The sequence below is a fragment of the Curtobacterium sp. SL109 genome (assembly GCF_026672405.1).
GTDB lineage: Bacteria > Actinomycetota > Actinomycetes > Actinomycetales > Microbacteriaceae > Curtobacterium.
In genome coordinates this window covers 2,791,715-2,809,545 of record NZ_JAPPRB010000002.1, presented here as the reverse complement: position 1 = coordinate 2,809,545, position 17,831 = coordinate 2,791,715, and the positions used below count along the sequence as shown (strand labels likewise).

Annotated in this window: 17 protein-coding genes; 8 read left to right on the top strand and 9 right to left on the bottom strand. The window is 72.7% G+C overall.

The features are described 5' to 3' along the window. Positions 1 to 7: 7 nt before the first annotated feature. From OVA28_RS14800 to OVA28_RS14780, 5 genes are all read right to left on the bottom strand, one after another. On the bottom strand, positions 8 to 1,330 hold the full coding sequence (locus OVA28_RS14800; protein ID WP_268097482.1) for a hypothetical protein: 1,323 nt from the start codon (positions 1,328 to 1,330) through the stop codon (positions 8 to 10). Beyond that, positions 1,327 to 2,484 (bottom strand): sensor histidine kinase, encoded by a 1,158-nt coding sequence (locus OVA28_RS14795; RefSeq protein ID WP_194660339.1) that lies wholly within the window; start codon positions 2,482 to 2,484, stop codon positions 1,327 to 1,329. Before OVA28_RS14795 ends, OVA28_RS14800 begins: the two co-directional genes overlap by 4 nt. A 316-nt stretch (positions 2,485 to 2,800) precedes the next feature. Further along, positions 2,801 to 4,000, bottom strand: coding sequence for a homoserine O-acetyltransferase MetX (gene metX, locus OVA28_RS14790; protein WP_268097481.1), 1,200 nt, complete (start codon positions 3,998 to 4,000; stop codon positions 2,801 to 2,803). A 326-nt stretch (positions 4,001 to 4,326) separates the two neighbouring features. Further along, positions 4,327 to 5,658, bottom strand: coding sequence for a bifunctional o-acetylhomoserine/o-acetylserine sulfhydrylase (locus OVA28_RS14785; protein ID WP_268097479.1), 1,332 nt, complete (start codon positions 5,656 to 5,658; stop codon positions 4,327 to 4,329). A gap of 249 nt (positions 5,659 to 5,907) precedes the next feature. Beyond that, a complete protein-coding gene (locus OVA28_RS14780) occupies positions 5,908 to 6,999 on the bottom strand; it encodes an acyltransferase family protein (protein ID WP_268097477.1) in 1,092 nt (363 codons plus the stop codon). 105 nt (positions 7,000 to 7,104) lie between these two features. On the opposite strand from OVA28_RS14780, the gene OVA28_RS14775 reads away from it, so the two are divergent. The 7 genes from OVA28_RS14775 to OVA28_RS14745 all read left to right on the top strand — a co-directional run bounded on the left by OVA28_RS14775 (position 7,105) and on the right by OVA28_RS14745 (position 12,140). Further along, positions 7,105 to 7,878, top strand: a complete 774-nt coding sequence (locus OVA28_RS14775) for an SDR family oxidoreductase (RefSeq protein WP_268097476.1) — start codon at positions 7,105 to 7,107, stop codon at positions 7,876 to 7,878. Positions 7,879 to 7,939: 61 nt separating this feature from the next. After that, complete coding sequence (locus OVA28_RS14770) at positions 7,940 to 8,470, top strand: phosphoribosyltransferase (protein ID WP_268097475.1); 531 nt, start codon at positions 7,940 to 7,942, stop codon at positions 8,468 to 8,470. Beyond that, a complete protein-coding gene (locus OVA28_RS14765) occupies positions 8,467 to 8,973 on the top strand; it encodes a Type 1 glutamine amidotransferase-like domain-containing protein (RefSeq protein WP_268097474.1) in 507 nt (168 codons plus the stop codon). Before OVA28_RS14770 ends, OVA28_RS14765 begins: the two co-directional genes overlap by 4 nt. 8 nt (positions 8,974 to 8,981) lie before the next feature. After that, entirely contained in the window at positions 8,982 to 9,179 is a 198-nt protein-coding gene (locus OVA28_RS14760; RefSeq protein ID WP_268097473.1) for a hypothetical protein, read from the top strand. 6 nt (positions 9,180 to 9,185) lie between these two features. After that, positions 9,186 to 9,872, top strand: a complete 687-nt coding sequence (locus OVA28_RS14755) for a uracil-DNA glycosylase (protein ID WP_268097472.1) — start codon at positions 9,186 to 9,188, stop codon at positions 9,870 to 9,872. A 58-nt stretch (positions 9,873 to 9,930) separates the two neighbouring features. Then, the gene (locus tag OVA28_RS14750) at positions 9,931 to 10,542 is read left to right on the top strand and encodes a GNAT family N-acetyltransferase (RefSeq protein ID WP_194660347.1); all 612 of its coding nucleotides are present in this window, start codon (positions 9,931 to 9,933) and stop codon (positions 10,540 to 10,542) included. A gap of 59 nt (positions 10,543 to 10,601) precedes the next feature. After that, complete coding sequence (locus tag OVA28_RS14745; RefSeq protein ID WP_268097471.1) at positions 10,602 to 12,140, top strand: GntP family permease; 1,539 nt, start codon at positions 10,602 to 10,604, stop codon at positions 12,138 to 12,140. Between the two features lie 66 nt (positions 12,141 to 12,206). On the opposite strand, the gene OVA28_RS14740 is transcribed toward OVA28_RS14745, so the two are convergent. From OVA28_RS14740 to OVA28_RS14725, 4 genes are all read right to left on the bottom strand, one after another. Beyond that, the gene (locus OVA28_RS14740) at positions 12,207 to 13,121 is read right to left on the bottom strand and encodes a L,D-transpeptidase (RefSeq protein ID WP_268097470.1); all 915 of its coding nucleotides are present in this window, start codon (positions 13,119 to 13,121) and stop codon (positions 12,207 to 12,209) included. A gap of 110 nt (positions 13,122 to 13,231) precedes the next feature. Then, the gene (locus OVA28_RS14735) at positions 13,232 to 14,875 is read right to left on the bottom strand and encodes an ABC-F family ATP-binding cassette domain-containing protein (protein ID WP_268097469.1); all 1,644 of its coding nucleotides are present in this window, start codon (positions 14,873 to 14,875) and stop codon (positions 13,232 to 13,234) included. Positions 14,876 to 14,988: 113 nt separating this feature from the next. Next, positions 14,989 to 15,174 (bottom strand): zinc transporter permease, encoded by a 186-nt coding sequence (locus OVA28_RS14730; protein WP_268097468.1) that lies wholly within the window; start codon positions 15,172 to 15,174, stop codon positions 14,989 to 14,991. 83 nt (positions 15,175 to 15,257) lie between these two features. Next, the gene (locus OVA28_RS14725; RefSeq protein ID WP_268097467.1) at positions 15,258 to 15,908 is read right to left on the bottom strand and encodes an IMPACT family protein; all 651 of its coding nucleotides are present in this window, start codon (positions 15,906 to 15,908) and stop codon (positions 15,258 to 15,260) included. 129 nt (positions 15,909 to 16,037) lie between these two features. On the opposite strand from OVA28_RS14725, the gene OVA28_RS14720 reads away from it, so the two are divergent. Continuing rightward, positions 16,038 to 17,477: an amidase gene (locus OVA28_RS14720; protein ID WP_268097466.1), complete on the top strand. Its 1,440-nt coding sequence runs from the start codon at positions 16,038 to 16,040 to the stop codon at positions 17,475 to 17,477. Positions 17,478 to 17,831: the final 354 nt, after the last annotated feature.

Here is a 17,831-nt window from a genome sequence, read left to right as displayed (position 1 = left end):
CGGCAGGTCACATGTTGGGGTGACGACTGACGACGCAGTGGGCGACGATGTGCAGGACGCCCTCGCGGACGTTCTCGGTGTACGGCCCGATGCGCTGCAGGCCGCTCCACGCTGGCGGCCCGAGTCGCCGACGCGGTACGCCGCGGGACTCGATGACGATCGGGACGTCCATGGTCTCGTCGGAGACCGGGTGTCCCGCCGTGCCGACGGGCCCGAGCGTGACGGAGACCACCGGGACGCCGGGCTGGTGTCCGCGGCCGTCGCCGACCATCTGCCACAGCGCCTGCAGCAGCCCGTCGCGCTGCGCGGGCGTGAGGTGGCCGGCGAGGGAGCTCGGATCGGCGACGCTCACGGCGCGGCCGAGGTGGTCGGACTCCGTGATCGCGTGGTACAGCCAGGTCTCGCGGCGGCCCTCGATGAGGTGCAGGCGGAGTTCGGTGGCGAGGGAGGCGGCGACCGAGGACGACGCGTCGGACAACGGAAGCGGGTCGGTGCCGTTCGCCACGGCGTCGAGGAGCTTCTCGGCGGCGAGGTCCAGGCGGGCGAGCTCGTCCGAGGCCAGCATCCCGACGGCGAACTGCGGCGCGCCGACGTTCGACTGCACGAGCACCCGGTCGAGCTCGCGCTGCACGAGCTGCCGGAACCGGTGCGTCACGAAGATGGCGACCGACGGCGGGACGATCACGAGCGCCAGCAGGGAGAACAGCCCGGGGATCGTGTCGGTCGTGATCGGGGTCGACGCGAGCGACATCCCGACGAAGGCCAGCCCGAGGACGGCGATCGCGGCGGCGACCTCGCGTGCCGGCCGGAGCGTGGCGACGGGCAGCAGCGCGAACCCGGCGGCGACCGAGGCGCTGGCCGTGTGGGCCAGGTCGTGCTCGGGCCAGATGCCGATGAAGTCGAGCGTGACGACGCAGCCCAACACGACGCAGATGAGGGCGAACGCGACGCCGGTGAGTCGTTCGCCGTACGTCATGACGCTGAGGCCGACGCCGACCGCGGCGATGACGAACAGGATCCAGGCGGCGGCGGGGAGCCAGGGGTCCTGGTACTCGGACCAGCGCGACAGGAAGAACACGATGCCGGAGACCGCTTCGAGTGCCGTGAGCACTGCCGCGCCGAGGCCGAGGTGTCCGGCGCCGAGCGACGCTCCCGGCTTGGCGGCCTGTCGCAGCGAGCGCGCACCGGTGGAGGTGGAGGGGAGGCCGCGAGCCTGTCGACGTTCCGTGCCCCGGTACCGCTCACGAGCCTCCCGGCGGGTCCGCGGAGCGGGCTGTCGCGTCTCACCGGGCAGGCTGCGACCGATGGTGTCCTCGGGGGTGCGGGTCATCGGGGCGCCTCCAGGACGACGGTGGTGCCGGAGCCCGGCGCGGAGAACAGGCGGGCGTCGCCGCCGACCTCGCGGAGGCGGTTCACGACGCTCTCCTTGAAGCCGAGGCGTTCCTCGTCGATGGCGCCGAGTTCGAACCCGACGCCGGAGTCGGTGACCATCGCGCGGACCATGTCGTTGTCGTGGACGATCGTGACGTGGGCCTCGGCGACGCCGGCGTGGCGACGGACGTTCTCCAGGCACTCGGCGAGGGCGAGCAGGAAGGCGTCGAGCACCTGCGTCGGCAGGAGGACCTGCCCGGTGCCGTGCCAGCTGACCTCGAGGCCCATGCGACCGAAGCGCTGCTTGACCGACTCGAGGGTCTGCCCGAGCGGCGACTCCTCCGCCCGGGTGAGCGAGTAGTCGCCGGACTGCTGCGGCTGCGGGGTGGCACCGAGGCGCAGGTGGCGGAGCAGTCGGGCGTCCTCGGCGGCCTGCTCGCGCATGGCCTGCTCGGACACACCGACGCCGGAGTGGGCCAGGAGCGTCAGGGTGGCGAGGACGGTGTCGTGGAGCAGGCGGGCGCCCTGGCGGCGCTGGGCCTCGGTCTCGCTGGCCTGGCGTTCGGCGCGGTGCGCGGTGCCGATGCTGTAGATGCGGCGGGCGACGCGGGGGATGCTGCGCGAGATCCAGTAGGCGACGACCGCGGTGAGGACCCAGCCGAGGGCGGTGCCGCCGACGGGTGAGGAGAGCACCGAGCCGGTCGCGGTGGTCATGATGACGAGCGATGCCCCGCCGCCGAGGATCGTCAGTCCAAGGCCGACCAGGTGGCCGCGCTGGGCCATCAGCATCGAGGACAGCCCCCCGGCGGCGAGGGGGACCAGCGCGCTGGCGACGACCTGGCGCAGGTCGGGCTGGGCGTTCGCGAGCAGGACGACGAGCGCGGCGAGCCCGGAGACCTGCGTCAGCGCGGTCCACCACACGGCACCGTTCCAGCCGAAGGCGACGAGCGCCCCGAGCATCACGACGATGCACGCCACACCGATGGCGAGGGGACCGGCCGGCACGGCGAAGGCGCAGAGCACCCCGACCAGGCTGACCAGGGTGCACACGATGCCGACGACACGGGTCGTCGACCGGAGCAACCGGTCGCGTTCCTGAGCCAAGGGTTCCATCGGGGTCCTGAAGCGTCTGTCCTCGTCGGTGGAGCGAGGGTCGTACGGGAAGGCATCCGAAGTGGACGCTCAGTCATCATTCCACGAGCGGCACTCGTTGGGGGGTGTTCGGCACACCCGGTTGTTCGGTTTGGCAACGATGTCGTCACGACGGACGTGGACAGACCGTGCGCAACGGGTGTCGTGGGCGGATCGGGGACAGTGGAGCCGCAGGGCGGACCGCCGGGCGCGGCGTGGCGGGAACGCGGTGTGTGGACAACGCGGACGTGTCGCCGCGGCACGAGGGCGCGCGACGTGCGCGGTCACCGCCCGCGTCTCAGCCCAGCAGCCGTGTCAGGTGCGCGCTGACCGCCTCGTGCTCGATGAGGAAGCCGTCGTGCCCGAACTCGCTCTCGATGACCGCGGCCCGGTCGCCGTCGAGGGTGTCCGGCACGCCAGCGGCGATGCGGTGCTGGTCCTCGACCGGGAACAGCCGGTCGCTGGAGATCCCGACGACGAGCGTGCGCGCCGTGATCTGCCCGAGCGCCGCCTGCACGCCACCACGCCCGGCACCGAGGTCGTGCGAGTCCATCGCGTGCGTCAGGGTGACGTAGGTGGAGGCGTCGAAGCGCCGCGTGAACTTGTTGCCGTGGAAGTCGAGGTAGCTCTCCACCGAGAAGCGGCCGTCCTCGCCGAGCGGTGACACGTCGGACTGCCACGACCGGTCGAACCGCCCGTTCAGTTCGTCGGACGCCCGGTAGGTCATCATCGCCATCCGCCGCGCGAGCGACAGCCCCCGTGAGGGCCCCTCGCCGGGTTCGGCGTCGTGGTAGTCCCCGCCCGCGAAGCCCGGGTCCATCTGGATCGCGGCCCGCTGCAGCGAATTCGCGGCGATCTGGTCGGCGGTCGTCTGCGCGGTGGTGCTGAGGACGGCGAGCCGCACCACCCGCGACGGGTGCGTGGCCGCGAACTCGAGCGCGTGCATCCCGCCCATGGACCCGCCGACGACGGCGGCGAAGCGCTCGATGCCGAGCGTGTCGGCGAGCCCGACCTGCGCGGCGACCTGGTCGCGCACGGTCACGAAGGGGAACCGGGAGCCCCACTCTCGTCCGTCGGGGGAGACGGAGGACGGCCCGGTCGACCCCTGGCACCCGCCGAGCATGTTCGGCGCGACGACGAACCAGCGGTCGGTGTCGATCGCCCGGCCCGGCCCGACGACGTCGCCCCACCAGCCGGCGGTCCGGTGCCCGGGCCCGGCGTGACCGGTGACGTGGGAGTCCCCGGTGAGGGCGTGGAACACCATGACGGCGTTGTCCCGGGCGGCGTTGAGGGTGCCCCAGGTCTCGTGGGCGATGCGCACGCTCGGCAGTCGGCCGCCGCGCACCCACTGCTCGCCGAGGGACACGAAGTGCCGCGACCCGACCGGGTCGCCCGGGCGCCAGGCGCCGGTGACGGGCGGCTTGCCGAGGGTGCCGAGAGCGGTGCCGGGCACCAGGGTGGACGGCACGGAGTCCTCGGGCGTCGTCTGCCAGTCCATGGTCCGTCCATTCTCGCGGACCCCGGTGCGCGCCGCCGCCGTGTTACGGCGCGTGCCGACCCGGACGGGAGGCCCGGGTCGGCTCCGGCGGGCGTGCGCCGGTCGTCCGCCGCTCGCCTGGGTGGTACCGGCGCAACCCGCCGGCCCGCGCGACAACGTCGATGTCGTACGACATCGACCTTGTCGTCTCCATGGGGATGCGTGGGCGGTCGGCGGCTCGGACGACAAGACCGAGGTCGTACGACACCGACGTTGTCGTTCCGAGTCGGGAGGGGGCGGAGAGGCGGGCGCGGAAGGGGCGCGGGAGGGGCGAGCGTGGGCAGGCGCTACGCGCGGAGCCCCGCCTGCGCCACGGACCGCGCCGCGGCGAGCCCGGCCTCGAGGTCGGCCTTGAGGTCCTCGACGTTCTCGATCCCGACCGACAGCCGCACGAGCCCCGGCGTTACCCCGGTGGTCAGCTGCTGCTCGGGCGTGAGCTGCGAGTGCGTGGTCGACGCCGGGTGGATCACGAGCGAGCGGACGTCGCCGATGTTCGCCAGGTGCGAGAACAGCCGCAGGGTGTCCACGAGCGCCCGGCCCGCGTCCACGCCGCCCTTGAGCTCGAACGACAGCACCGCGCCGACGCCCTTCGGCGCGTACCGGTTGGCCGCGCCGTACCAGGGCGAGGTCGGCAGCCCGGCGTAGGCGACGGTGGCGACGTCGGGGTGCGAATCGAGGAACTCCGCGATCTCCTGCGCGTTCGACACGTGCCGCTCCATCCGGAGCGAGAGCGTCTCGATGCCCTGCAGCAGCGCGAAGGCCGTGTCGGGGGAGTTCGACGCACCGAGGTCACGGAGCAGCTGCACGCGGGCCTTGACGATGTAGGCGAGCGCGTTGCCCACGGCCTGCGCGAACACGACGCCGTGGTACGAGGGGTCGGGGGCGTTGAACTCGGGGAACTTCTCCGGGTGCTCGGACCACGGGAAGGTGCCGCCGTCGACGAGCAGCCCGCCGATGACCGTGCCGTGGCCACCGAGGAACTTCGTCGCCGAGTGCACGACGATGTCTGCTCCGTGCTCCAGCGGACGGATCAGGTACGGCGTCGCGATCGTGTTGTCGACGATGAGCGGCACGCCGGCTGTGTGCGCGACGTCGGCCACGGCCCGGATGTCGAGGACGTTGATCCGCGGGTTGCCGATCGTCTCCGCGAAGAACAGCTTCGTGTTCGGGCGGACCGCGCGGCGCCACTCCTCGGCGTCGTCCTGGTCCTCGACGAAGGTGGTCTCGATGCCGAGCCGCGCGAGCGTGTACTTGAACAGGTTGTACGTGCCGCCGTAGATTGAGGACGAGGACACGATGTGGTCCCCGGCCTGCGCGATGTTCAGCACCGCGTACGTCTCCGCCGCCTGGCCGCTGGACACCAGGAGGGCGCCGGTCCCGCCCTCGAGCGCCGCGATGCGCTGTTCGAGGACGTCGTTCGTCGGGTTCATGATCCGCGAGTAGATGTTGCCCGGCTTGGCCAGGGCGAACAGGTCACGCGCCTCGTCCGAGTTCGCGAACACGTAGGAGGTCGTCTTGTAGATCGGCGTCGCACGGGCACCCGTGGTCGGGTCCGGCTGTGCGCCGGCGTGGATCTGCGTGGTCTCGAACCGCCACTGCGCGGCGTCGTTCTCGGTCATCTCGTGCTCCTGTCCGTGCAGCTGGTCGTCGTTGGGCGGTGCGGTCGGGAGGCTCGGTGCGCCGTCGCGACGCTGGTCACGGTACGGACGTGGCCGCGCCCGCACCAGCGCACCCGTCTCCTGACGTAACGCGTGGGCGGTTCTGCGCGCCCGTCCGCCGGCGGTGACCACGGGGGATCGGTCGCAGCCTGCCGCGACGTCGCGCGCTGCCGACTGAGCGCAGCGAAGACGACCGCCTGCGCGGGGATGTCACTGGGGGTCGCGGCGGAACAGCCAGCCGACGTTCGGTTCGAGCAGCCACCGCATGCCGCGGCGGACGAACGGCTGCGCCAGGAACAGGCTCACGACGCAGGCGATGCCGACCATGAGGAGCACGTACGGCCAGGCCGAGTGCTCCCCGGCGAGGATGCCGGACTCCCGGATCGGGTAGAGCAGGAACGTGTGCAGCAGGTACACGTACATCGTCGCCGCGCCGAACTGCGTCAGCCAGACCGTCCGCCGCGGGACGAGCAGCAGGAACGACGCCGTCAACAGAGTCGCGAGCAGCATCAGCCCGAACCGCACGGCACCCGCCCACCAGGCGTCCTCGCCGAGGCCCGAGTACGAGTCGTCGTAGAAGAACCAGTGGTGCAGGTCGAACTCCTTGAACTGCGGGATCCACAGCGCGCAGGACACCGCCCACGCCAGGAACACGACCCCGGCAGCGATGCGCACCCGGACGACCGTCCGCCGCGACGCCTCGTACCAGCGGTCGAACACGCCCCACTGCTTCACCTGCCAGCCGAGCAGGAAGAACGGCAGCAGGCTGATCGCCCGGGACAGGGAGAGCGTCGAGTCGACGTTGTCGAAGTACCCGACGCCGATGCTGAACACCACGGCCCAGAACAGCGGCCACCGCAGCTGCGCGAGGTACGGCAGGATCAGCCGGAAGATCCCGAGCGCCAACAGGAACCACAGCGTCCAGGTCGGCTGCGTCGGGTTGAACTTCTTGCCGCCCTCCACCAGGGCCTGCACCACGGTCCAGATCGTCTGCATGATGATGTACGGCACGACGATGTCGGTGATCGTCCGTCGCATGCGCTTGCCCGTCGGGGTGTCCGCGGAGGAGAAGTACCCGCTGATCACGCCGAACGCCGGCATGTGGAACGCGTAGATGAACGTGTACAGGGCCAGGGCGTGCTCGCTCGCCGGCGTCTGCCGCTGGATCGCGTGGCCGATCACCACGAGGGTGACGGCGAGGAACCGCGCGGTGTCCCACATCGGGATGCGCCGCGGTGTCCGCCCCGGCTCGAGGTTCGTGGCCGGGGCTTCGGGGGCCGGCGGCGCTGCGTCCGTGGTCATCGGTGGTCACGGTACCGGAACGGGACCGCGCCGGGTCGGTACGGTGGTCGGGACCGCTGGACCGCGCCACCACCGGCACGGTCGGCACCACCTGGAGGAACCCACATGGCACGTCGCGTCGTCGTCACCGGAGCGAGCTCGGGGATCGGGGCAGCCACCGTCCGGCTGTTCCGCCAGCGTGGATGGGACGTCGTGGCCGTCGCCCGTCGAGCGGACCGACTGGCGGCGCTCGCCGAGGAGACCGGCGCCGACACCGTCGTGGCCGACGTCACCTCCGCCGACGCCGTGGCCGCGCTCGCCGCCCGGGTCGAGGAGCTCGGCGGCGCCGACGTGCTGGTCAACAACGCCGGCGGCGCGTTCGGGTCCGCCACGGTCGAGGCCTCGGACGTCGAGGACTGGCGGGCGATGTTCGAGGTGAACGTCATCGGCACCAAGCGGGTGACCGCCGCGCTCCTGCCGTCCCTGCGTCGTCGAGCGGCGGCGACCGGCGGCGCGGACGTCGTCACCGTGACGAGCACCGCCGGGTTCGTGTCGTACGAGAACGGCGGCGGCTACAACGCCGCGAAGGCCGGTCAGCACGCGCTGCTCGGTGCGCTCCGCCTCGAGCTCAACGGCGAACCGATCCGCGTGGTCGAGATCGCGCCGGGCATGGTGAAGACCGACGAGTTCGCCCTGGTCCGCTTCGGCGGGGACACGTCGAAGGCCGCAGCGGTCTACGACGGCGTCGAGGACCCGCTGTCGGCGGACGACGTGGCCGAGGCGATCGTGCACGCGGTCGAACTGCCGGCACACGTCAACCTCGACCTGGTGACGATCCGGCCGGTGGCGCAGTCGGCGCAGCACAAGCTGGCACGCGGGCCGCTCTCACCCAAGGCCTAGCACGCGCCCGGGCTGCGACTGCGGGTCGCGGCGGCGGGGTCCCTGCCGGTAGCGTGGACGGATGCCGATCAGCAGCGAGCCCGCCGAACCCTCCTCGTCGGGTGTCGTGACCGTGACGAGTGGTCCAGAGGTCCTCGGGTGGCTGGAGTTCGGTGACGCGGCACGGCTGCTCGCCAAGGACGTCCTGTCCGGGGGCTTCGAGCCCGAGGTCGTCGTGGCCGTGGCCCGCGGTGGCCTCATCGTCGCCGGTGCCGTCGCCTACGCGCTCGGCACGAAGGAGTGCGGCTCGATCAACGTCGAGTTCTACACCGACGTCGAGCAGCGGCTGGAGGAGCCCGTCGTGCTCGCCCCCGCACTCGACGCCCCGAGCCTGGCCGGCAAGCGCGTCCTGGTCGTCGACGACGTGTCCGACTCCGGGCGCACGCTGGCCCTCGTCGTGGACATCATCACCTCGGCGGGTGCCGACGTCCGGAGCGCCTGCCTGTACTCCAAGCCCGGCACCGTGCTCGAGCCCGACCACGTGTGGCGTCGGGTCGACGGCTGGATCACGTTCCCGTGGAGCGCCCTCGCACCCGTGACGGCCGAGTCATGAGCATCCACCTGGTCGGGGGCGGGCTCCTCGCCGCGTCGGACGCCGCCGCGTCCTTCCTCGCCGAGGCCACGGCCCGCTCCGCTGCGGTCGGTCGGAGTGCCCCGCGCATCGGACTGCTCTCGGTCGCCGACGAGTCGGGGGCGTCGCCGTCCTCGACCGCCGACATCGCGTCCGTCCTCGGTGACGCCGCCGAGGTCCTGGTGACCGAGGTCCAGCCCGGGCAGCCGTTCGACACCTCCGTGCTCAGCGACATCGACGCCCTCGTGGTCGGCGGCGGCCGCACGCCGGACTACCTCGACGCCGTGCTCCCGCTCGTCGACCAGATCCGTCTGCTCGTCTCCGACGGCCTGCCCTACCTCGGCTACTCGGCCGGCGCGATGATCGCGGCCGACCGTGCCCTGGTCGGCGGCTGGCGCGTCGGCGGCGTGGAGGTCTGCCGACAGGACGCGTCGGAGGGCCTCGACGAGGTCGAGCTCCGCGAGGGCTCGGGCTCGTCGACCTGACCATCGACGTGCACGCGGTGCAGGCCGGCACGATCAGCCGGCTCATCGCCAGCGCCGAGGCCGAGTTCGTCACCGCGGGGCTCGCCATCGACGAGGACACCGTGCTCGTCGTCGGCGAGGGCGCCCTCGAGGTCCGCGGGGCCGGCAGCGTCTGGCGTGTGGTCAGCGGCGACGACTCCGTCTCCGTCGCCACCATGGGCGCGTAGCCACCCGTGCAGCCACGACCGCTCGCCGACCTCGTCGACCCCGGGTGGGCCGAGGCGCTCGCCCCGGTGGAGGACGACGTCCACCGGATCGGGGAGTGGCTCCGTGAGGAGACCGCCGCCGGGCGACCGTACCTGCCCGCGGGCGCAGCCGTCCTCCGGGCCTTCGAGGACCCCTTCGACGCCGTCAAGGTGCTCGTCATCGGGCAGGACCCCTACCCGACGCCCGGACACCCGATCGGGCTGTCGTTCGCGGTCGACCCCGGCGTGCGTCCGGTGCCCAGGAGCCTGGCGAACATCTACCGCGAGCTCCACGACGACCTCGGCGTGACGCCCCCGCAGCACGGGGACCTGCGCCCGTGGTCCGAGCGTGGCGTGCTGCTCCTCAACCGTGTCCTCACGGTCGCCCCGGGTGACGCCGGCAGCCACCGCGGCAAGGGCTGGGAGCGGGTCACCGAGCAGGCCGTCCGGGCGCTCGTGGCACGGGACCGGCCCCTCGTCGCCGTGCTCTGGGGGGCGCAGGCGGGGTCCGGGAAGCCCCTCCTCGGGGACACCCCGGTCGTCGCGTCGGCACACCCCAGTCCGCTGAGTGCCTCGCGCGGGTTCTTCGGCAGCCGTCCCTTCTCCCAGGTGAACGCGATGCTCGCCGACCAGGGCGCCGACCCCGTCGACTGGACGCTGCCCGCCCAGTCCTGACGAGCCTCCCGGCCGTCCCCGTGACCGCCTGCCGGGGGTGACCCCTAGGCTCTGGGGCGTGCTCGAGGAGGAATACCGCCAGCGGCGGGTGCTGCCGCGCCATCTCCGTGCGCCCGCGCCGACGGAGACCGCGTTCGCGTGGTCGATCCGGGCGGCGGAGCCCACGGACCTGCCGGACATCCGCGAGGTCCACGCGCACTACGTGCGGAACTCCTCGGTGACCTTCGACGGCGCCGTGCTCTCGTTCGCGGCGTGGAAGCAGCGCTACGACCAGATCCGTCGGCGCGGGTTGCCGTTCCTGGTGGCCGTGAACCCGTCCGGGCAGCTGCTCGGCTACGCGCTGGTCGACCCGTGGAACCCGCGTGACCGGTCGGACCGCGTCGTGGAGAACTCGATCTACCTCGGGCCGGCCTCCGGCGGCAAGGGGCTCGGTCGCGCGCTCATGGAGGCCCTGCTCGACGAGTGCCGCGCCGCGGGCGTCCGGGAGGTCGTGGCCGTGATCGCGGACCGGTCCGCCGACGCGTCGATCCGGCTGCACCAGCGGCTCGGGTTCCAGGAGGTCGGCCGGATGGGCAAGGTGGGCTACAAGTACGACCGGTGGCTCGGCACGGTGACGATGAGCCTGCGGCTGCGTGGGCCGCGGACGCGCCGGGGCGCGACGCGGGGGTAGGGTCGTTCGGTCGACGACGGATCGGGACCGCGGAGCAGCGGTCCGAGGAAGGGGCACCGATGTCGCATCTGATGGACACGAGCGGGCACGGTGGGGGCAGCGTCCTCGCCGCCGGCACGCCGACGATCGACCCCGCGGGTCCCGTCCCGCAGCTGGTCATCGCGGCCCTGGTCGGCGTGGTCGTCATCATCGCGCTGATCACCTGGCTGAAGGTGCACCCGTTCATCGCGCTGACGATCGGCGCGCTCGGGGTCGGCATCGGCGCGGGACTCGCCCCTGACAAGGCGGTCACGAGCTTCGGCACCGGGTTCGGCGACACCATGACGAGCGTCGGGATCCTGGTCGGGCTCGGGTCGATGTTCGGCAAGCTGCTCGTCGACTCCGGCGCTGCCGACCGGGTCGTCGACACCCTGGTCCGGCGGTCGTCGAAGGCGGCGCTGCCGTGGACGATGGCGCTCATCGGGGCGTTGATCGGCCTGCCGATGTTCTTCGAGGTCGGACTCGTGCTCCTGATCCCGATCATCGTGCTCGTCGCCAAGCGGAGCGACGTGCCGGTGATGCGCATCGCCGTGCCGGCGCTCGCGGGGCTGTCGACCATGCACGCGTTCGTGCCGCCGCACCCGGGGCCGCTCGTGGCGATCTCGACGGTCGGGGCGAACCTCGGGACGACGCTGGCGTTCGGCATCGTGCTCGCGATCCCCGTGGTGATCCTGGCCGGGCCGCTGTTCGCCGGGTTCGCCGCGCGGTGGGTGGACGTGCCGGCACCGGACCTGTTCGGCGCGCGGGGCGGTGCCGGTGCCGGTGCTGGTGGCGGTTCGGACCCGGCGCACGAGGGGCGTCAGGCCCGCCGTGGCCGCGCGACCCAGGTCACCCCGTCGCCGCCGAACGGCAAGAGCGACTTCACGCGGGTCATCAGCGAGCCGCGCAGCCCGTCGTTCGCCGTGGCGCTGGTCGGCATCCTGCTGCCCGTGGTGCTCATGCTCGCGCAGGCGGTCCGCGAGGCCACCTCGCCCGACGCCGCCGGCACCTGGGTCGGCGTGCTCGACTTCCTCGGGACGCCGATGATCGCGATCGGCCTCGCCGCCGTGTACGCGATGGTGTTCTTCGCGATCGGCGGGGGCATGGACCGCTCAGCCGTGTCGAAGTCGCTCGAGAGCGCCCTGCCGCCGGTCGCCGGCGTGCTGCTCATCGTCGGCGCCGGTGGTGGGTTCAAGCAGGTGCTCATCGACACGGGCATCGGTGGCGTGATCGCCGACGCCGTCAAGGACTCGGGCATCTCGGTGCTGCTGGTCGCGTGGGTCGTGTCGGCGCTGGTCCGGGTGGCGACGGGCTCGGCCACGGTCGCCACGGTCACGGCTGCCGGGATCATGGCGCCGATCGCGCAGGACCTGTCCTCGCCGGTGGTGTCGCTCCTGGTGCTCGCGATCGGTGCCGGGTCGGTGTTCCTGTCGCACGTCAACGACGCCGGGTTCTGGCTGGTGAAGAGCTACTTCAACACCACCGTGGGGCAGACCTTCAAGACCTGGACCGTGCTCGAGTGCCTGATCTCCGTGTCCGGGCTGCTCGGGGTGCTGCTGGCCGGGGTGTTCATCCACTGACGTCTGCTGGCGCTGGTGCTGGCGCTGGTGCTTGTGCTGGCGTTGGCGTTGGCGCTGGCGTCGGCGTCAGCTGAAGCGGATCGGCGTGCCGACGGGCAACGCCGACAGCGTCCGCGTCATCGCCGCCGAGATCCGCACGCACCCGTGCGAGCTGCCGGTGGGGTCGGGGTAGTAGTGCAGCGCAGTGAGGGCCGCGTTGCCGCCGTAGTCGGCTATGCGTGACGAGTGCGCGCCCGTGAGGATGATCGGGTTCCCCTGCGTGTACGTCACCCGCGGGTCGACGTAGGCGGCCTCGATGTACGTCGCGGTCGCCGTGGGGGTCGGGTCGTCCGGGGTCCCGAGGCGCGCGGCCTCGGTCGCCGCGACGGAGCCGTCCTTGGTCACGACCGAGACGGTGCCGGCAGCGACGTCGACGCTGATCATCCGGTCGGTGTCGACCACCGAGAAGTCGGACGCCCGGGCCCACGCGAACGTGGAGCTCGGCGCGTCCTGCTGCCCGCCGTCGCCGGGCGTGCGGTTCCGGGCCGGGGTCGACACGAGCAGCATCCCGCCGTCCTGGCCCGCTGAGCGACCCCAGACCGCGGTCGCTGCCGGGGTCTCGATGGTCGACACCGTGGCCGAGAGGGTCGCGACCGGGCGGGCATCGGCCGAGGGAGCGGCGTACAGCGCCACGAGCTGCGCGGTCGGGGTGGCGATCTGCCAGGAGTCCTCGGGGTGGGCGCTCGAACCGTCGAGGAGCTCGGGCACCACCGCGTCGTGGAAGGCCAGGGGCAGGGCTGCGAGCTCGGCGGCGGATGGTGCTGCCGGGACCGCGGCGAGCGTCGGCGTGGGCGTCGGCGTCGGGGTGGGTCGGGAGGGTGTCACGCTCGGAGTCGCAGCCGCGCGCGGGGTGTCGGGAGTGTCCACGACGCTCACCGTGATGCCGATGCCGATCACGGCTGCGGCGGCGATGCCCACCACGAGCCAGGTCCTCCGACGCATGTCGACCCCCTCAGTCCGGTCCAGTCCACCAGAGGACGGTGAAGGTGCGCTGCGCGCCACCGGACGGGAGGCTCCGCGCACCACCGGCACTGAGCCTCCTGTCCGGCGGGTCAGCGCTCCGTGAGGTGCCCCGCCTCGACCCGCCACTGGCGGTCGAGCTGCACGGTGTCGAGCATGCGGCGGTCGTGGGTGACGAGGAGCAGGGTGCCGTCGTAGGAGTCGAGGGCCTGCTCGAGCTGCTCGATGGCCGCGAGGTCGAGGTGGTTCGTCGGCTCGTCGAGCACCAGCACGTTGACGCCGCGCGCCTGCAGGAGCGCCAGGCCCGCACGGGTCCGCTCGCCGGGCGAGAGCTCGCCGGCGGCACGGGCGACGTGGTCGGCCTTCAGCCCGAACTTCGCGAGCAGGGTGCGGACCTCGGCCGTGGCGATCTCGGTGACGAGCTGTTCGAACACCTCGCCGAGCGCCGTCGTCCCGGTGAAGACGGCGCGGGCCTGGTCGACCTCGCCCACGGCGACGTTCGTGCCGAGCGAGGCCGTGCCGGTCGTGGGGGACTGCTTGCCGAGGAGGGCGCGGAGGAGCGTGGACTTGCCGGCGCCGTTCGGGCCGGTGATGCCGATGCGGTCGCCGCCGTCGATCTGCAGGGACACCGGTCCGAGCGTGAAGTCGCCCTGGGTGAAGGTGGCATCGGACAGGGTGGCGACGACGGCGGAGGACCGCGGTGCCCTGCCGATGGTGAACTCGAGCTGCCACTCCTTGCGGGGCTCGTCGACCTCGTCCAGCCGGGCGATGCGCGACTCCATCTGGCGGACCTTCTGCGCCTGCTTCTCGCTCGACTCGGAGGCGGCCTTGCGGCGGATCTTGTCGTTGTCGGGCGCCTTCTTCATGGCGTTCCGGACACCCTGGCTGGACCACTCGCGCTGCGTCCGGGCTCGGGAGACCAGGTCGGCCTTGGTCGAGGCGAACTCGTCGTAGGCGTCGCGCTTGTGCTGCCGGGCGATGGCGCGCTCCTCGAGGAAGGAGTCGTACCCGCCGCCGAACAGCCGGTTGGAGGACTGCGCCAGGTCGAGCTCGAGGACGCTCGTGACCGCTCGGGCCAGGAACTCGCGGTCGTGGCTGACGAGCACGACGCCGCCGCGGAGGCCGCGCACGAAGTCCTCCAGTCGGGCGAGGCCGTCGAGGTCGAGGTCGTTCGTCGGCTCGTCCAGCAGGACGATGTCGAACCGGGAGAGCAGCAGTGCGGCGAGCCCGACGCGGGCGGCCTGCCCACCGGAGAGCGAGGTCATCAGCGAGTCCGTGTCGACGGTCAGCCCGAGGTCGGCGAGGACGGCGGGCACCCGCTCGTCGAGGTCGGCCGCTCCCGACGCGAGCCATCGGTCGAGCGCCACGGAGTAGCGATCGCCGGCGTCGGCACCGGCGTCGGGGTCCCCGAGCGCGGCGGCGGTGGCGTCCATCTCCGTGGTGGCGGCGGCGCACCCGGTGCGGCGGGCGAGGTACTGGGCGACGGTCTCGCCCTCGAGGCGTTCGTGCTCCTGCGGCAGCCAGCCGACGAAGGCGTCGGTGGGGGCCAGCGAGACGGTGCCCGCGAGCGGCTCGTCGACGCCGGCGAGCAGGCGGAGGAGCGTGGACTTGCCGGCGCCGTTCACGCCGACGACGCCGATGACGTCCCCGGGGGCGACCGTCAGGTCGAGGGAGTCGAACAGCGTGCGGGCGGCGTACCCACCGGCGAGGCCCTTGGCGACGAGCGTGGCGGTCATGCCCCCATCGTCCCATCCCGGCGGGAGTCGGCAGGACGGCCGGCATGACGCTGGTGGCAGGGCGAGCGCTGCCGCGGGCCTGGGAAGCCCGGACCCACGGCAGCGGTCAGTGCCTAGTGCTCGTCGTAGTGGTCGTCGTGGAGCGCGTGCTTGTGGCCGTCGTGGACGTAGTCCACGTGGTCGCCGTGCTGGACGGCCTCGTGCTCGTCGTCCTGCTGGCCGTGCTCGTGCTCGTGCACGCCGTGCTCCGCGATGCGGTGCTCGTCGTCTCCGGTGGGGGTTGCGCTGGTGTCGGTCATGGGCATCCTTTCTGAGATCGGTTCTCACGAATGCTACGACCAGCGGGGCGATCGCGTCACCCCTGGCTCGATCGCAGGCGGACTCAGGGCGCGGGGACGTCCACGACCGTCTCGGCGCCGACGACGGGGACGAGGGCGCCGGCGGACGCGGCGGCGAGGTCAGCGCGGAGGGCGTCCAGGTCCCCGGCGGACACGGCGAGCGCGAAGGTCGCCGACTGGCCGTAGCTCGTCGTGCCGAGGGTGGCGTCGTGGTGGCGGACCCAGTCACGCAGGACGTTGTCGACGCGGCCGGCATCGGCGTGCTCGACGTCGATCGTGACCTCGGTGAGGGCTGCGCGTCGGACGGTCGTCGCCCGGTCGAGGGCTTCGGACGCCGAGGTCGAGTACGCCCGCACCAGTCCGCCGGCGCCGAGCTTCACACCGCCGAACCAGCGCGAGACCACGACCACGACGTCGGTGAGGTCGCGGCGGCGCAGGACCTCGAGCATCGGGACCCCGGCGGTGCCCGACGGTTCGCCGTCGTCGGAGGACCTGGCCTGGTCGCCCAGCACACCGGTGACCATCGCGACGCAGTGGTGGCGGGCGTCCCAGGCCTCGCGACGGATGCCGGCGATGACGCGCTCGGCGTCTGCGGGGCCGGTGACCGGGACGGCGTGGGCGACGAAGCGGGACTTCGTGATGACGATCTCGTGCTCGACCCCGCTGGCGATCGTGGACGGGTACCGGCGGGTCACTCCACGAGCGTAGTCGCGCTCGGGTCGGCGGCTGCGGCTTAGGGCAGCGCTGGTCGCGCGCCGCCCCGGCGGCTGAGGCTCGGGGCAGCGCTGGTCGCGCGCCGCCCCGGCGGCTTAGGCTCGGGGACCGTGTTCGAACTCCACCACCTCTCCGCGCAGGACCTCTGGGACTGGATCCGTCGCGGCGACACGACGGCCCGCGAAGCGACCGAGCACTACCTCGCCCGGATCGAGCGGTTGGACCCGGGTCTCGGGGCCTTCGTGACGGTCACGGCGGACGCCGCTCGTGAGCGGGCCGACCGTCTCGGACACCTGGTGCCGACGTCGAGACCGCTGTGGGGCCTCCCGTCCGCGGACAAGGACCTGTACGACCGTGCCGGGGTCCCCACGCGCTCCGGCACCACCTCGTTGCCGGAGCGGCCGGCGGCGGCGGACCACCCCGTCGTCGCGGCCCTGGACGCAGCGGGAGCGGTCAGCCTCGGCAAGACCACGACGCCGGAGTTCGGGATGTCGTCGTCGTCCGAGACGCGGTTCGGCGTGACGCGGAACCCCTACGGGACGGACCTGGCGCCGGGCGGGTCGTCGAGCGGGGCCGCGGTCGCAGTGGCCGCCGGACTCCTGCCAGCTGCAGTCGGGTCGGACGGCGGGGGATCGGTGCGGATCCCGGCTGCGGCGACCGGACTCGTCGGCCTGAAGCCGAGCCGGGGTCGGGTGCCGTCGATGCCCGGGCGGTCGGGTGTCGGCGGACTGTCCGTCGCCGGCCCTCTGACCCGGTCGTTGGCGGACGCCGGGATGTTGCTCGATGCGCTCGTGGCACCGACCGGGCTCGACGAACCGGTGCCGTACGCGCTCGTCACGCCCGACGTCGGCGAGGTGCCCTTCACCGCGGCGGCCGTGCGGGGCGAGGGGCGCTTCGTGCTCGGGGTGCTCGAGGGATCGCCGTGGGACGACACGATCGACGTCGTCGTGGACCCGGCAGCGCGGGCAGCGGTCGCGACGGCGGTCCGGGAGTTCGACGCGCTCGGGCACGGGGTCGAGGACGTCCGGATGCCCTCGGTGCCGTACGGCGCGGCGTTCCGGGTGGCGTGGGAGACCTCGGCGGCGCGGCTGCCCGCGGTGCCCGGGATCGACCTGTCCGCGCTGACGCCGCTGGTGTCGTGGCTCGTCGCCCGGGGGCAGGCGTTGACCGGGACGCAGGTGCTCGACGCGATGACGGCGCTCGACCTGTTCTCGGCCACGCTCATCCGGGCGTTCGACCGGTTCGACGCGGTGCTCTCCCCGACGCTGGCACTGACGCCGCGGCCGCTCGGGTGGTACGGCGACGACCCCGAGGAGGACTTCCGTCGCCAGTGCGCGTACTCGCCGTGGACCTCGATGGCGAACGTGGCCGGGCTGCCCGCGATCACGCTGCCGGTCGGGGTCACGCCCGCGGACCACCCCGACGGCGCCGGGCTGCCGATGGGCGTGCAGCTCATCGGGCGGCCGGGTGGGGAGCGCACGCTGCTCGCGCTGGGGGCGCAGCTCGAGCGCCGGGTGCGGTGGCAGCGGAGGCACCCGCCCGGGTGGTGAGGGCAGGCGGCGTGCTGGTGCGGGTACGGGTGCGGGGCGGTCGACGTGGAACGACATCGTCGGTGTCGTACGACGTCGACAGTGTCGCGTGGGTGGCCTGCGGACGCTCGGGCTCTGGTGCGCACGACTCGGAACGACATCGTCGGTGTCGTACGACCTCGACGGTGTCGGAAGATGCGGACGCAGGGACGCGCGGCATACGTCCGCATCGAGCGACATCGCGGGCGTCGAACGACTCGTGCGGTGTCGGAACTTGCGGACGCACGAGATGCATGCGTATGAAGCGACATCGTGGGCGTCGAACGACTTGTGCGGTGTCGGAACATGCGGACGCACGAGATGCATGCGTATGAA

What these genes read in the sequence shown, in the direction of transcription:
- OVA28_RS14765 (WP_268097474.1), top strand. Translation starts at nt 8,467, where the DNA reads ATGAGCATCCACCTGGTCGGGGGCGGGCTCCTCGCCGCGTCGGACGCC.
- OVA28_RS14800 (WP_268097482.1), bottom strand. Translation starts at nt 1,330, where the DNA reads ATGACCCGCACCCCCGAGGACACCATCGGTCGCAGCCTGCCCGGTGAG.
- OVA28_RS14775 (WP_268097476.1), top strand. Translation starts at nt 7,105, where the DNA reads ATGGCACGTCGCGTCGTCGTCACCGGAGCGAGCTCGGGGATCGGGGCA.
- OVA28_RS14740 (WP_268097470.1), bottom strand. Translation starts at nt 13,121, where the DNA reads ATGCGTCGGAGGACCTGGCTCGTGGTGGGCATCGCCGCCGCAGCCGTG.
- metX (WP_268097481.1), bottom strand. Translation starts at nt 4,000, where the DNA reads ATGGACTGGCAGACGACGCCCGAGGACTCCGTGCCGTCCACCCTGGTG.
- OVA28_RS14770 (WP_268097475.1), top strand. Translation starts at nt 7,940, where the DNA reads ATGCCGATCAGCAGCGAGCCCGCCGAACCCTCCTCGTCGGGTGTCGTG.
- OVA28_RS14780 (WP_268097477.1), bottom strand. Translation starts at nt 6,999, where the DNA reads ATGACCACGGACGCAGCGCCGCCGGCCCCCGAAGCCCCGGCCACGAAC.
- OVA28_RS14745 (WP_268097471.1), top strand. Translation starts at nt 10,602, where the DNA reads ATGTCGCATCTGATGGACACGAGCGGGCACGGTGGGGGCAGCGTCCTC.
- OVA28_RS14785 (WP_268097479.1), bottom strand. Translation starts at nt 5,658, where the DNA reads ATGACCGAGAACGACGCCGCGCAGTGGCGGTTCGAGACCACGCAGATC.
- OVA28_RS14730 (WP_268097468.1), bottom strand. Translation starts at nt 15,174, where the DNA reads ATGACCGACACCAGCGCAACCCCCACCGGAGACGACGAGCACCGCATC.
- OVA28_RS14735 (WP_268097469.1), bottom strand. Translation starts at nt 14,875, where the DNA reads ATGACCGCCACGCTCGTCGCCAAGGGCCTCGCCGGTGGGTACGCCGCC.
- OVA28_RS14795 (WP_194660339.1), bottom strand. Translation starts at nt 2,484, where the DNA reads ATGGAACCCTTGGCTCAGGAACGCGACCGGTTGCTCCGGTCGACGACC.